Consider the following 12,867-nt stretch of genomic DNA (forward strand, 5'->3'; position numbering starts at 1 on the left):
GTTCAGGGGGGCGGTGGCGTTGCGCGCGACGGCCAGCCGCATCGCCCCAGGGCCTGTGCGGGCCCTGGCGGAGGGGTCAGGGGATGTCGATCTGGTGGATGCCGAAGTGCCCGCGGCGGCGGTCGGCAAAGAAGCACTCCAGCGTTTCCTTGACGGTGCGGAAGGCTATTTCGTCCCAGGGGATGTCTTCTTCGCTGAACAGCCGGGCTTCAAGCGTTTCATGCCCTGGCTGGAAGGTGTCGCTGAGCAGGCGCGCGCGGTAGAAAAAATGCACCTGCCCGACCCGCACCACGCTGAGGACGCTGAACAGGCCCTCCAGCTCGATCAGCGCGCCGGCCTCTTCGTCGGTCTCGCGCTGGGCCCCTTGTGCCAAGGACTCGTTGAGCTCCATGAAGCCTGCCGGCAGGGTCCATTTGCCCCAGCGGGGCTCGATGTTGCGCTTGCACAGCAGCACCTTGTCGCCCAGGTAGGGCAGGGTGCCCACCACATTGAGCGGGTTTTCGTAGTGGATGGTGTGGCAGGCGGGGCACACCGCGCGGAGTTTGGTGTCACCGTCGTCCGGAAGGCGGTACACCACGGCGGTGCCGCACTCGCGGCAGTGCTTGATGGGGCTGCGAAACGTCATGCGGCGAGTGTACGGGGATTGGCTCGCCTTGCTTGAGGGACTGGGGATGTCCCTGAGAACGCCGAGTTGGGCGTCTCAGAGCTTGAGTGTCTGATCGGTTCGGTCAACCCTGGGTCCGTTCTTCGGGGCGGTACCCCAGCCCACACCGGGGGATTGGCTGGGCTTCATTGGTTTTGGAAAGCCTTCTTCGATCGTGCGCCGGTGTCGGGTGGTGATGTGGAAGGCATGGGGCCGCAGGTTGGTTGGCTTGTCTCCGACCTGGGCGGCCATGCATTTTGGGCTGAACACCGGCCCCACGCCGACGTCCGTCGTTCCCGCAAAGTGAGTGCGCGGGTCGTCCAGCTCAAGAAGTGCCTGATGCGCCCGCGCTGCGCACGCGGCGCTTGGCGGGCGTGCCGCTGTGTGATCGGGGCATGGCTACGCTGAAAGGCCAGGCCTGGTCGGGCCGCATGCTGTGGCCAAGGCTGAAGCCAAAGTGGGCGCGTGCCCGTTCGGCGCCTCAAAAGCCGTTAGCCTTGTGGCCACGACACCTTCGTCAGTTGGTCAGGCTCGGAGACTCCACCCCGAGCAGAACAAGGAAATTGCATGACTGCGCCCATGGCTTCCCAGCGCCCCCTTCAACGTGTGACCCTGATCGGCTTCGGCGCGATTGGGCAGTCCATTTTTCAGCGTGCCGCCCAGGCCCCGGGCGTGCACATCAGCCACGTGGTGGTGCCCGCAACGGGGCTGGCCAAGGCTCAGGCGCGGCTGGGCGCTGCCGCCACGGCCTGCACCGCGGTGCCTGAGGACGCCACCCTGGTGCTGGAATGCGCGGGCCACAGCGCCTTGTTGCAGCATGTGCTGCCGGCCCTGCAGCGGGGGGTCGAGTGCGCCGTCCTGTCGATTGGCGCTTTGGCAGGCCCAGGCCTGGCCGAGCAACTCAGTGACGCCGCTGAACAAGGCGGTACCCAGGTGCATTTGCTGGCCGGTGCCATGGCGGGCGTGGATGCGTTGGCTGCCGCCCGCCTCGCCGGTTTGAGCGAGGTGTGCTACACCGGTCGCAAGCCGCCCGCGGGCTGGCGCGACACCCCTGCCGAGCAGGTGTGTGACCTGGACACGATCACCCAAGCCACCGTCCTGCTGGACGCCACCGCCCGCGAGGCTGCCCAGCGCTATCCCAAGAATGCCAACGTGGCCGCCACCCTGTCCTTGGCTGGCCTGGGCTTGGACGCCACCCGGGTGCGCTTGATCGCTGACCCCGCGGTGAGCGAGAACATCCACCACGTCGTGGCGCGGGGCGAGTTTGGCGAGATAGAGCTGACGCTGCGCGGCAAGCCCCTGGCCGACAACCCCAAGACATCCGCCTTGACCGTGCTCTCGGGGCTGCGCTTTCTGCACAACCGGGGCGCTGCGCTCACGCTGTGATCGCCGCTGACGGGGGCCTCGCATGCGGCTGAGGCTGGTCACCCGCGCGCGGGTGATGCCGCCGGGTCCGGGCACGCGCCCCGGTGTTGCGGGGCCGGGCTTTCAAGCCACAGGCCCGCGGTGGGCCGCCCTGCGGTGCAACACCACCAGGCGGGTCGGGCTTCGGTGCGAGCCGTCCCGCCTCAAACCATGCAGTGCTCGGGGCGTCCCCCATGGGGTCATCACAAGTGGGGTGCTTGTTGGCTGGGTTGAGCTGCTCCAACCACCCCAGGTCCAACGCGGTCCGGCGATGAAAAAAGGCCCCGAAGGGCCTTGGTTTGCCACGGCCCAGTGGGCGGTGGTTGGGGGCAGGGCGTCAGGCTTCAGACCACGCGCAGCTTGAGCTCACCCAGGCCGCTGACGCCGCCTTCCAGCACATCGCCCCGCACCACAGCGCTCACGCCTTCGGGCGTGCCGGTGTAGATCAGGTCGCCCGGGGCCAGGTCCCAGGCGGCAGACAGGTGCTCGATGGTCTCGGCGATGTTCCAGATCAGCTTGGACACGGTACTGGACTGGCGGGTCTCGCCATTCACCTTGAACCAGATGTCGGCCTGGCTCACATCACCGGCTTGGGCCGCGGGCGTGATCGGGCCAATCGGGGCCCCGTGGTCAAAGCCCTTGCCGATGCACCAGGGCCGGCCTTGCTTCTTCATTTCGTTTTGCAGGTCGCGGCGCGTCATGTCCAGGCCCACGGCGTAACCGTAGATGTGCTTGAACGCGTCGGCCGCAGCGATGTTGCGACCGCCCACGCCGATGGCCACCACCAGCTCGATTTCGTGGTGGAAGTTCTGCGTCAGGCTGGGGTAGGGCAGGTTGCCGGTGCTGCCGGCGTCGACCACCACCAGGGCGTCGGCGGGCTTCAGGAAGAAGAACGGAGGCTCACGGCCGGTGAACCCCATCTCCTTGGCGTGTTCTTCGTAATTGCGGCCCACGCAGTAGATGCGGCGCACGGGGAACCGGTCGGTGGTGCCCAGCACCGGTACGCTGGGGACGGTTGGGGCAGGGAAGACAAAGCTCATGGCTGACTCTCGTTCAGTGACAGGACGTGAGGGGGCTCACTGGCCGCTGGATTGGGTCACCAGCTCGAAGTGCTCGACCACCGGCGGCGCGGCGAAGAACGGGCCGACGATGGCACGCCATTCGGCGAACAACGGCGACTCGCGGAAACCGACCGTGTGGGCCTCCAGGGTGTCCCACTGGATCTGCAGCACGTAGCGTTCGGGCGATTCGATGCCGTGGTGCACGCTGAAACCGCGGGCCCCCTGGGCCCGGCTGATGACGCTGCGCAGGCCGCGTTCAATGGCTTCTTCGAAGGCCTTTTGCTGGCCCGGCTGGATGCGGATGTCCGCGAGTTCAAGAATCATGTCGTCTCTTTCTTGGTGTGTCGTACAAGGACGGCACACAGTCTACCGCCTGCCTTTATGCTTGCGCGCATGAAGCTCTTCAACTATTTCCGTTCTTCGGCGTCCTTCCGGGTGCGCATCGCTTTGCAGCTCAAGGGCCTGCCGTACGACTACCAGCCGGTGCACCTGGTCAAGGGCGAACAGACCGCACCCGCCTACGCCAGCCTGGTGGCCGACCCCCTGGTGCCCATGCTGGAGGTCGATGGGGCCCACCTCACCCAGTCGATGGCCATCATCGAGTACCTCGACGAGACCCACCCCGAGCCCCCGCTGATGCCCGCCGACGCGCTGGGCCGGGCCCGCGTGCGAGCGCTGGCCCAGACCGTGGCCTGTGAGATCCACCCCATCAACAACCTGCGGGTGCTCAAGTACCTGAGCCGGGACCTGGGCGTCGACGAAGACGCCAAGAACGCCTGGTACCGCCACTGGGTGCGGCTGGGCCTGGAGGCGGTGGAGCGCCAGTTGCAGCAGCCCGCCACCGGCCGCTTCTGTCATGGCGACACGCCCACCCTGGCTGATTGCTGCCTGGTGCCGCAGATCTTCAATGGCCAGCGCTTCAAGGTGAGCTTTGACGGGCTGGACCGCACGCTGGCGGTGTTCGAGGCCTGCATGGCCCTGGACGCATTTCAGCGCGCCCAGCCCAGCCAATGCCCCGACGCGGAGGCCTGATGTCGCTGCCGCCTGCTGCCCCGGCCCATGGCGCGCTGGTGGCGCCCGACACGCCATTCTGGACCCCGGACTGGCCCGCGCCGGCGGGCGTGCAGGCCCTGTGCACCACCCGGGCGGGCGGCGTCAGCGCCGCCCCCTGGGACAGCCTCAACCTCGGCACCCATGTGCAAGACGACCCCGCCCATGTGGCCATCAACCGGGCGCGCCTGCAAGCCGAGGTGCACCGCCGCGGCGGCGGACCGCTGCTGTTTCTGAACCAGGTGCACGGCGACCGGGTGGTGCGCCTGGCGGCGGGCGCCGCGTTGCCGCAGGGGGAGGCCGCCGATGGCGCGCTCAGCGCCCAGGCCGGAGCCACCCTGGTGATGATGGTGGCCGACTGCCTGCCGGTGCTGTTCACCGACACGCAAGGCCGGCGCGTTGCCGCGGCCCATGCGGGCTGGCGCGGCCTGGCCGGTGGGGTGCTGGACGCCACCGTGGCGGCTCTGATCGCCCCTGGAGCCGATGGCCCTGGTCTGCCCGCGTCGTCCGTGCTGGCCTGGCTGGGCCCGTGCATCGGCCCCAGTGCGTTTGAGGTGGGCCCCGAGGTGCGCGAGGCCTTCATGCGGCACCACCCGGCGGCGGCGTCAGCCTTTGTGCCGCAGGCCCACGGGCGGTGGCTCGCCGATCTGCCCGCCCTGGCCCGTCAGCGCTTGGCGGCTTTGGGTGTCAGTGCCGTGTATGGCAACGATGGCACAACGCCCTGGTGCACTTACACCCAATCAGCGCTGTTCTTCTCGCACCGCCGCGACAGCCGGCGTTTCGGCCACACGGGTCGCCTGGCCGCCTGCATCTGGCGCACCTGACGCCGGCGCGCCCTCGGCCGCACGGTGCGGTGCAGCCGCAGGCGCCGCCGTGAGCGGGGCTGGGTCCGAAGCTTGCTTGGCCTGTGCCAATGCCAGGGCTTCGGCCCGCTCAGCGGCCTCTTTGGCCTTGATGGCCCGCCGTCGGGCGGGCGAGCCCATCAGGTAAAGCACCACTGACATGGGCAGCAATCCATAGAGTACAAAGGTGATGACCGCGCCTAAAACGGTGCCTGTGGTGTGGGTGGCTTCGGCCACCGCCATCATCAAGGCGACATAAAGCCATGCAATAAGGACGAGGTACATGTTGTTTTAAGAGCGTAGCCTTGAGGCCATGATTCTGTAAAAATCAGGGTTAACCCTAAATCTATAAACCGGACGATTCGTGAGGAGACAACATGAATTCTGAATCACCTTGGGGTCCAGGGGCCCAACCTTTTCAGCAAATGCTGGGTGACGGCTGGGCCAAAGCCCTGCAGGCCTTCCAGCAGTTTGCCCCACCCACTGGCGGCCTGTCCGCGGCGCCCAGCGTTCCGCAACTGAGCTTTGACACCGAAAAGCTCCAGCAGTTGCAGCAGCAATACCTCCACGACGCGACCGAACTCTGGAACGCGAGCCTGCAAGGCACGCCGACCGCACCCGACCGGCGCTTTGCCGGCGAGGCCTGGGCGCACAACCCGCTGGCCAGCTTCACGGCAGCCCTCTACCTGCTCAACAGCCGCACCCTGACGGGCCTGGCCGAGGCGGTGCAAAGCGATGACAAGACCCGCGCCCGCCTGCGCTTTGCGGTCGAGCAATGGGCCGCGGCCACCGCACCGAGCAACTTCCTGGCCTTCAACGCCGAGGCGCAGAAGAAAGCCCTCGAATCCAAAGGCGAAAGCATCGCCAAGGGCTTGCAGAACCTGGTGCATGACCTGCAGCAAGGCCACATGAGCCAGACCGACGAGAGCCTGTTCGAGGTGGGGCGCAATGTGGCCACCACCGAGGGCGCGATCGTGTTCGAGAACGAGCTGTTCCAGCTGATCGAGTACAAACCGCTGACCGCCAAGGTGCACGAGCGTCCATTCCTGCTGATCCCGCCGTGCATCAACAAGTTCTACATCCTGGACCTGCAGCCCGAGAACTCGCTGATCCGCTATGCCGTCGAGCAGGGGCACCGCACCTTTGTCGTGAGCTGGCGCAACCCCGATGAGTCGCTGTCCCACAAGACCTGGGACGACTACATCGAAGACGCCGCCATCCTGGCCATCCACACGGTGCAGGCCATCACTGGCGCGCCCACGGTCAATGCCTTGGGCTTCTGCGTGGGCGGCACCATCCTGGGCACGGCGCTGGCTGTGTTGGCCGCGCGCGGCGAGCAGCCGGTCGAGTCGGCCACCTTCCTGACCACCTTCCTTGATTTCTCTGACACCGGCGTGCTCGACCTGTTCATTGACGAGGCCTTCGTCAAGTTCCGCGAGATGCAGATGGGCCAGGGCGGCCTGCTCAAAGGGCAGGAGCTGGCGTCGACCTTCAGCTTCCTGCGCCCCAACGACCTGGTCTGGAACTATGTGGTGGGCAACTACCTCAAGGGCGAGACGCCACCGCCGTTCGACCTGCTGTACTGGAACGCCGACTCGACCAACCTGCCGGGCCCGTTCTACGCCTGGTACCTGCGCAACACCTACTTCGAGAACAACCTGGTCAAACCCGGCAAGGCCACCGTGTGTGGCGTGGGGGTGGACTTGGGCCAGGTCGACATCCCGGTCTACCTCTATGGTTCGCGCGAGGACCACATCGTGCCCATCGGGGGGGCCTATGCGTCCACCCGTCACCTGCCCGGTCCCAAGCGTTTTGTCATGGGCGCCTCGGGCCACATCGCGGGTGTCATCAACCCACCGGCCAAAAACAAGCGCAGCCACTGGATCCGTGCCGACGGTCAATTGCCACAGACACAGGCCGAATGGCTGGCGGGCGCCAAGGAGCACCCGGGCAGTTGGTGGACCGACTGGTCGCAGTGGCTCAAGGGCCACGCCGGCAAGTTGGTGCCGGCCCCGAAGGCCTACGGCAAGGGGCGCTACAAGGCCATTGAGCCCGCGCCCGGACGCTATGTGAAACAAAAAGCCTGATTTTTCGGGGCGAGGTCAAATTTTTGACCTCTTTTTTCAGGCAAGCTTATTGCTCGGCTCGGCGACGTGTCGTCCAGCCGCGCGACAAACACAACACGACCACCTCAGGAGCATTCCATGGAAGACATCGTCATCGTTTCGGCCGCACGCTCGGCCATCGGCAAGTTTGGCGGCTCGCTGTCCAAGATCCCGGCCACCGAATTGGGGGCCCAAGTCATCCGCGAAGTGCTGCGCCGCAGCGGCCTGCAAGCCGACCAGATCGGTGAAGTCATCCTGGGTCAGGTGCTGGCCGCCGGGGCGGGCCAGAACCCGGCCCGTCAGGCCGTGATCAAGGCTGGCTTTGACAAAGGCACGCCGGGCCTGACCATCAATGCCGTCTGCGGCTCCGGCCTCAAGGCCGTGATGCTGGCCGCGCAAGCGGTGGCCACCGGTGACAGCGACATCGTGATCGCCGGCGGCCAGGAGAACATGAGCCTGTCGCCCCACGTCCTGCCGGGCTCGCGCGACGGTCAGCGCATGGGCGACTGGAAGATGGTCGACACCATGATCGTCGACGGCCTGTGGGACGTCTACAACCAGTACCACATGGGCATCACGGCCGAGAACGTGGCCAAGCAGTACAGCATCACCCGCGAGCAGCAGGATGCCCTGGCCCTGGCGTCGCAGACCAAAGCCGCCGCTGCGCAGGACGCGGGCCGCTTCAAAGACGAAATCGTGCCGATCAGCATCCCGCAAAAGAAGGGCGATCCGCTGATTTTTGACGCCGACGAGTTCATCAACCGCAAGACCAACGCCGACGCGCTGGCCGGTCTGCGCCCCGCCTTCGACAAGGCCGGCAGCGTGACCGCCGGCAACGCCTCGGGCATCAACGACGGCGCCGCCGCCGTGATGGTCATGACCGCTTCGCGCGCCGCCAGCCTGGGCCTCAAGCCGCTGGGCCGCATCGCCAGCTACGCCACGTCGGGTCTGGACCCGGCCTACATGGGCATGGGCCCGGTGCCCGCGTCCACCAAGGCACTGCAACGTGCCGGCTGGAACGCTGCCGACCTCGACCTGCTCGAAATCAACGAAGCTTTCGCCGCCCAGGCCTGCGCCGTCAACCAACAAATGGGCTGGGACACCAGCAAGGTCAACGTCAACGGCGGTGCCATCGCACTGGGGCACCCGATTGGTGCGTCGGGTTGCCGCATTTTGGTGACCTTGCTGCATGAAATGCAGCGCCGCGATGCCAAGAAAGGCATCGCTTCGCTGTGCATCGGGGGTGGCATGGGAGTTGCCCTAACCATCGAGCGTTGATTTGCCATTCAAAATGGCATCGCGACCGGGCCCTCTGGCCCGGCTCAGGGAGTACCCGCGGGAGCGGGCCTCCAAACTAGGCGCAAAGCTATGAATTGCGTAGCAAAAACATAATCAGGAGCGTTTTTCATGAGTCAAAAAGTAGCGTACGTCACCGGCGGTATGGGTGGCATTGGGACCGCCATCTGCCAGCGCCTGCACAAAGAGGGTTTCAAGGTCATCGCGGGTTGCGGCCCGACGCGTGACTACAGCAAGTGGCTGGCTGAGCAAAAGGCGCTGGGCTACACCTTCTACGCCTCCGTCGGCAACGTCGGCGACTGGGATTCCACCGTCGAAGCGTTCAGCAAGTCCAAGGCCGAGCACGGCTCGATCGACGTGCTGGTCAACAACGCCGGCATCACGCGCGACCGCATGTTCCTCAAGATGACCCGCGAGGACTGGGACGCCGTGATCGAAACCAACCTCAACAGCATGTTCAACGTCACCAAGCAAGTGGTGGGCGACATGGTTGAAAAGGGCTGGGGCCGCATCGTCAACATCTCGTCGGTGAACGGCGAGAAGGGCCAGGCCGGTCAAACCAACTACTCGGCCGCCAAGGCCGGCATGCACGGTTTCACCATGGCGCTGGCGCAAGAACTGGCCACCAAGGGCGTGACCGTCAACACCGTGAGCCCCGGCTACATCGGCACCGACATGGTCAAGGCCATCCGCCCTGACGTGCTCGACAAGATCGTCGGCACCATCCCGGTCAAGCGCCTGGGCGAGCCCAGCGAAATCGCCTCCATCATCGCCTGGCTCGCGTCGGACGAAGGCGGCTACTCCACCGGCGCCGATTTCTCGGTCAACGGCGGCCTGCACATGGGCTGATGCGCCGCTTGCGCTCAGGACAAACCCGCTTCGGCGGGTTTTTTTTCGTCTGATCACCAAAAATGGGGAACCTGGGCGAAGGCCGTGATTCGGACTAAAGTGGGTAAGACTGTTCCGACCATCGCAACGATCTTGCCCGGCATCGGTTCATGCAGGGAGGCCTGGGCATGAATCGGTGGTTCTGAGACCGCGTTTCACCATCACGATAAGGATTTCTTCAATGCCCCACAGCGTTTCCCTGATCAGCACCATGGCCGTGGGCCTGGGTTTGTCCCTGGTGCTCGGCTTCATCGCCGTGCGCCTGCGCCTGCCCGCCCTCGTGGGGTACTTGGTGACGGGGATGATCGTGGGACCCTTCACGCCGGGCTTCGTGGCCGACGCCGAGATCGCCTCGCAACTGGCCGAGATCGGCATCATGCTGCTGATGTTCGGCGTGGGCCTGCATTTCTCCTTCGCCGACCTGATGGCCGTGCGTCGCCTGGCCTTGCCCGGAGCGCTGGTGCAGATGACGGTGGCCACCTTGCTGGGCATGGGCCTGGCCTGGAGCTGGGGCTGGGCCTGGGGCCCTGCGCTGATGCTGGGGCTGGCGCTGTCGGTGGCCAGCACGGTGGTCTTGTTGCGGGCACTGGAGTCGGCCAACCTGACGGACTCCTTTGTGGGTCGGGCCGCGATTGGCTGGCTGGTGGTGGAAGACCTGGCCATGGTGCTGGTGCTGGTGCTGCTGCCGCCGCTGGCCAGCGTGCTGGGCGGCTCGGTGGCCGCGTCCGACGCGAGCAGCCATTCGCTGGGCATGACGATGCTGCTGACATTGCTGCGGGTGGGTGCTTTTGTGGCCGTGATGCTGGTGCTGGGCCGGCGCCTGTTCCCCTGGCTGTTGTTGCAGGTGCACAAGACCGGCTCGCGCGAGTTGTTCACGCTGTGCGTGGTGGTCGGCGCGGTCAGCATCGCCTACGCGTCGGCGGCCCTGTTCGGGGTGTCGTTCGCGCTGGGGGCGTTTTTCGCCGGCATGGTGATGCGCGAGTCCGAGTTCAGCCACCGTGCGGCCGAGGAGTCGCTGCCGCTGCGTGATGCGTTCGCGGTGCTGTTCTTTGTCTCGGTCGGCATGTTGTTTGACCCCCAGGTGCTGCTGGACCGCCCCTTGCAGGTGATCGCCGTGGTGCTGGTCATCATGCTGGGCAAAACCGTGGCGGCGGCGCTGCTGGTGCTGGCCTTCCGCCACCCTTTGAGCGTGGCACTCAAGGTGGCCGCCAGCCTGGCCCAGATCGGTGAGTTTTCGTTCATCCTGGTGGCGCTGGGGCGCAGCCTGGGGCTGTTGCCGCCCGAGGGCCAGAGCCTGATCGTGGCTGGGGCGCTGATCTCGATCGCACTCAACCCGCTGATGTTCCATTCGATGGGCCCGCTGCAACGCTGGTTGTGCCAGCGCTCGGCCTGGGCGCGGCGCCTGGAAGAGCGCGGCGACACCCACCCCGCGTGAGGGCGATGCCGCTCAGCGGGCACACCGCGGCGGCTTGAAGCCCGGCCTGACGGGGTGAGAGGCCGTTGTGTGGGGCCGTGATATGGGGCCGAGGGGTGTGACCGTGGTGTGGGGCCGAGGTGTCGCGTCAGCCGAAGCGCCCCTGGGGCGCTGCGGCGGTTCAGCCCGCCGGATGGGTGACGGGCAGGCCCGCGTGGGCCATGGGGGCCCAGAGGATCTCGCCCGCGGTGGAGTCGGTGACAAACAGGCGTCGGCGCTCGGGGCCGCCGAAGGCGACATTTGTCAGCGAATGCCCGGACGGCCCGCGCAACACCTCCACCGGTTCGGCGCGGCCGTTCAGCACCCACACATAGGCCAGCCCGGGGTTGGCCACGATCAACTGGCCCGCCTCGTCCATCGCCAGGCCGTCGGGTCCGCTGGGGCCGTAAGAGGTGAAGAACTGACCCGCCTTGGCCACGCCGCCGTCGCCGAGCAGGGGCATGCGCCAGACGCTGTTGCCCCGGGTGGCGGCCACAAACAGGAACTTCTCGTCGGGCGACAACACGATGCCGTTGGGGCTGGGCACATTCGACAGCAGCAGGTCCAGCCGCCCCGAGGGGGCGAGCCGGTAGACCCGGCCGCTGGGGTCGTGCAGGCCGGTCTGCCCCTGGTCGGTGAAGTACAGGTGGCCGCTGCGGTCGTAGCACAGGTCGTTGAGCCCCTTGAAGCTCTCGGTGTTGCGCCGCGGCAGCAGGGGGCGCAGGGTGCCGCGCGTGACATCGAGCACCATCAAGCCGTTGAGGTAGTCGGTGATCAGCAACTCGGTCGGGCTCATGAACTTCATGCCGTTGGGCTCCCCGTCCCATTGGGCCAGCAATTCCCATTCACCTTGCGGGTCGATGCGGAAGACGCGGCCAAAGGGGATGTCGGTCACGTACAGGTTGCCCTGGGCATCGAACACCGGGCCTTCCAGGAACGAGTCGCTGACACGGCCACCCTGGTTGGCATCGCCCCACAGGGTGCGCCGGGCCTGCCGGAACTTGCCGGGCAGGGCGGTGAAGGTTTCAAGGGTCCTGACCACGGGCGGGTTCAGTAAAAACATGCGGTCTCCTCAGGCGCGGGGGTAGCCGTACAGCACGGCGGGGTTGTCGACCAGTATGGTGTGTCGCAACGCCGGGGTCGAGGCCCAGGTCGCCAGCGCGTTGAGCAGGGCCGCGTCATCGGGTTTGGCATCGGCCTTTTTGGTCGGGTGGGGCCAGTCGCTGCCCCACACCACGCGTTCGGGGGCCTGACGCACCAGCGCCTGGGCGATGGGCGTGACATCGCTCCAGTCGCTGCGCTGGCTGTTGAGGTAGGCCCCCGACAGCTTGATCCAGGTGCGTCCACCGTCCAGCCAGCGCTGGTAGTGCCGGAAAGCCGGGTGCTGGACGCCGCTGGCCGGCGGCAGTTGGCCCAGGTGGTCAATCACCAGGGGGCAGGCCAGTGTGTCCAGCAGGGCGGCGTGGGCCAGCAAGGTGTCGGCGCTGCCATTGACCTGCAGGTGCCAGCCGCGCTCGGCGAGGCGGTGCGACAGCGCCGGCATCATGTCGGCGCGCACCCCGACCAGAAAACTCAGGTTGAAGCGCAGACCGCGCACCCCTGCCTCGTGCAGGGCCTGCAACTCGGCGTCGCTGACTTCGCTGGACGCCACGGCCACGCCGCGGGCCTGGGGGCCGGCGGCCCGCAAGGTGTCGACCAGCAGGCGGTTGTCCGTCCCGTAGGTGGACGGCTGAACGATGACGTGGCGTTGCAGGCCCAGGCGACGTTGCAGCAGCCGGTAGTCGGCCAGACTGGCGTCGGCGGGCAGCAGGGTGGCGCTGGGGTGGGCCGGGTAGCGCTGGTCGTAGACGTGGTGGTGGCAGTCGCAGGCGTTGGCGGGCACCGGGAAGTTGGGGGTGCCTTGGCCGGCCGAGTGGGGCACCTGCAGCGCCTCGGGGGAGGGCGGCGCGCTGCGGCTGCCCGGGGCCGCGCAGGCGCCGAGCTGGGTGCCGAGCAGGGCGCTGGCGCCCAGCCCGAGCAGCGTCCGGCGTGGCACGTTGGGCTCGCGAATGGGCTCGCGAATGGACCCGCGAATGGACCCGCGAATGGGCCCGCGAATGGGCCCGCTGGCGGGCCGGTGGTCTGG

The 12,867-nt window shown here is 66.9% G+C and carries 12 protein-coding genes and 1 pseudogene; 7 read left to right on the top strand and 6 right to left on the bottom strand.

Features of this window, described 5'->3' with window-relative positions:
• Positions 1-76: 76 nt before the first annotated feature.
• The gene (locus PSQ40_RS05415; RefSeq protein WP_273949389.1) at positions 77-625 is read right to left on the bottom strand and encodes an NUDIX hydrolase; all 549 of its coding nucleotides are present in this window, start codon (positions 623-625) and stop codon (positions 77-79) included.
• Between the two features lie 585 nt (positions 626-1,210).
• Between PSQ40_RS05415 and PSQ40_RS05420 the strand changes: the two genes are divergently transcribed.
• Positions 1,211-2,029, top strand: a complete 819-nt coding sequence (locus tag PSQ40_RS05420; protein ID WP_273949392.1) for an aspartate dehydrogenase — start codon at positions 1,211-1,213, stop codon at positions 2,027-2,029.
• Positions 2,030-2,391: 362 nt separating this feature from the next.
• Here the strand turns inward: PSQ40_RS05420 and PSQ40_RS05425 are convergent, their stop codons facing one another.
• The gene (locus PSQ40_RS05425; RefSeq protein ID WP_273949395.1) at positions 2,392-3,087 is read right to left on the bottom strand and encodes a fumarylacetoacetate hydrolase family protein; all 696 of its coding nucleotides are present in this window, start codon (positions 3,085-3,087) and stop codon (positions 2,392-2,394) included.
• Positions 3,088-3,123: 36 nt separating this feature from the next.
• Positions 3,124-3,432 (bottom strand): antibiotic biosynthesis monooxygenase family protein, encoded by a 309-nt coding sequence (locus tag PSQ40_RS05430; RefSeq protein WP_273949397.1) that lies wholly within the window; start codon positions 3,430-3,432, stop codon positions 3,124-3,126.
• 69 nt (positions 3,433-3,501) lie between these two features.
• Between PSQ40_RS05430 and maiA the strand changes: the two genes are divergently transcribed.
• A complete protein-coding gene (maiA, locus tag PSQ40_RS05435; protein ID WP_273949398.1) occupies positions 3,502-4,140 on the top strand; it encodes a maleylacetoacetate isomerase in 639 nt (212 codons plus the stop codon).
• The gene (gene pgeF, locus PSQ40_RS05440) at positions 4,140-4,982 is read left to right on the top strand and encodes a peptidoglycan editing factor PgeF (protein WP_273949400.1); all 843 of its coding nucleotides are present in this window, start codon (positions 4,140-4,142) and stop codon (positions 4,980-4,982) included. Before maiA ends, pgeF begins: the two co-directional genes overlap by 1 nt.
• On the opposite strand, the gene PSQ40_RS05445 is transcribed toward pgeF, so the two are convergent.
• Entirely contained in the window at positions 4,899-5,285 is a 387-nt protein-coding gene (locus PSQ40_RS05445; protein ID WP_273949403.1) for a hypothetical protein, read from the bottom strand. The genes pgeF and PSQ40_RS05445 overlap by 84 nt on opposite strands.
• A 92-nt stretch (positions 5,286-5,377) precedes the next feature.
• Between PSQ40_RS05445 and PSQ40_RS05450 the strand changes: the two genes are divergently transcribed.
• The 4 genes and pseudogenes from PSQ40_RS05450 to PSQ40_RS05465 all read left to right on the top strand — a co-directional run.
• Entirely contained in the window at positions 5,378-7,087 is a 1,710-nt protein-coding gene (locus PSQ40_RS05450; RefSeq protein ID WP_273949405.1) for a PHA/PHB synthase family protein, read from the top strand.
• A 117-nt stretch (positions 7,088-7,204) separates the two neighbouring features.
• Positions 7,205-8,383, top strand: coding sequence for an acetyl-CoA C-acetyltransferase (locus PSQ40_RS05455; RefSeq protein WP_273949406.1), 1,179 nt, complete (start codon positions 7,205-7,207; stop codon positions 8,381-8,383).
• A gap of 129 nt (positions 8,384-8,512) precedes the next feature.
• Positions 8,513-9,250 carry an acetoacetyl-CoA reductase gene (phbB, locus tag PSQ40_RS05460; RefSeq protein ID WP_273949408.1) on the top strand — a complete coding sequence of 246 codons (738 nt, stop codon included), beginning with the start codon at positions 8,513-8,515 and terminating at the stop codon, positions 9,248-9,250.
• 220 nt (positions 9,251-9,470) lie between these two features.
• Positions 9,471-10,709 (top strand): annotated as a pseudogene (locus PSQ40_RS05465) (cation:proton antiporter domain-containing protein); the annotation flags it as partial.
• A gap of 175 nt (positions 10,710-10,884) precedes the next feature.
• Here the strand turns inward: PSQ40_RS05465 and PSQ40_RS05470 are convergent.
• The gene (locus PSQ40_RS05470; protein WP_273949410.1) at positions 10,885-11,805 is read right to left on the bottom strand and encodes an SMP-30/gluconolactonase/LRE family protein; all 921 of its coding nucleotides are present in this window, start codon (positions 11,803-11,805) and stop codon (positions 10,885-10,887) included.
• A 9-nt stretch (positions 11,806-11,814) separates the two neighbouring features.
• Positions 11,815-12,777: an amidohydrolase family protein gene (locus tag PSQ40_RS05475; RefSeq protein ID WP_273949412.1), complete on the bottom strand. Its 963-nt coding sequence runs from the start codon at positions 12,775-12,777 to the stop codon at positions 11,815-11,817.
• Between the last annotated feature and the right edge of the window lie 90 nt (positions 12,778-12,867).

The sequence above is a fragment of the Curvibacter cyanobacteriorum genome (genome assembly GCF_028649475.1).
GTDB lineage: Bacteria > Pseudomonadota > Gammaproteobacteria > Burkholderiales > Burkholderiaceae_C > Curvibacter > Curvibacter cyanobacteriorum.

Coding starts and splice junctions, on each gene's coding strand:
- PSQ40_RS05415 (WP_273949389.1), bottom strand. CDS start 625: ATGACGTTTCGCAGCCCCATCAAGCACTGCCGCGAGTGCGGCACCGCC.
- PSQ40_RS05420 (WP_273949392.1), top strand. CDS start 1,211: ATGACTGCGCCCATGGCTTCCCAGCGCCCCCTTCAACGTGTGACCCTG.
- PSQ40_RS05425 (WP_273949395.1), bottom strand. CDS start 3,087: ATGAGCTTTGTCTTCCCTGCCCCAACCGTCCCCAGCGTACCGGTGCTG.
- PSQ40_RS05430 (WP_273949397.1), bottom strand. CDS start 3,432: ATGATTCTTGAACTCGCGGACATCCGCATCCAGCCGGGCCAGCAAAAG.
- maiA (WP_273949398.1), top strand. CDS start 3,502: ATGAAGCTCTTCAACTATTTCCGTTCTTCGGCGTCCTTCCGGGTGCGC.
- pgeF (WP_273949400.1), top strand. CDS start 4,140: ATGTCGCTGCCGCCTGCTGCCCCGGCCCATGGCGCGCTGGTGGCGCCC.
- PSQ40_RS05445 (WP_273949403.1), bottom strand. CDS start 5,285: ATGTACCTCGTCCTTATTGCATGGCTTTATGTCGCCTTGATGATGGCG.
- PSQ40_RS05450 (WP_273949405.1), top strand. CDS start 5,378: ATGAATTCTGAATCACCTTGGGGTCCAGGGGCCCAACCTTTTCAGCAA.
- PSQ40_RS05455 (WP_273949406.1), top strand. CDS start 7,205: ATGGAAGACATCGTCATCGTTTCGGCCGCACGCTCGGCCATCGGCAAG.
- phbB (WP_273949408.1), top strand. CDS start 8,513: ATGAGTCAAAAAGTAGCGTACGTCACCGGCGGTATGGGTGGCATTGGG.
- PSQ40_RS05470 (WP_273949410.1), bottom strand. CDS start 11,805: ATGTTTTTACTGAACCCGCCCGTGGTCAGGACCCTTGAAACCTTCACC.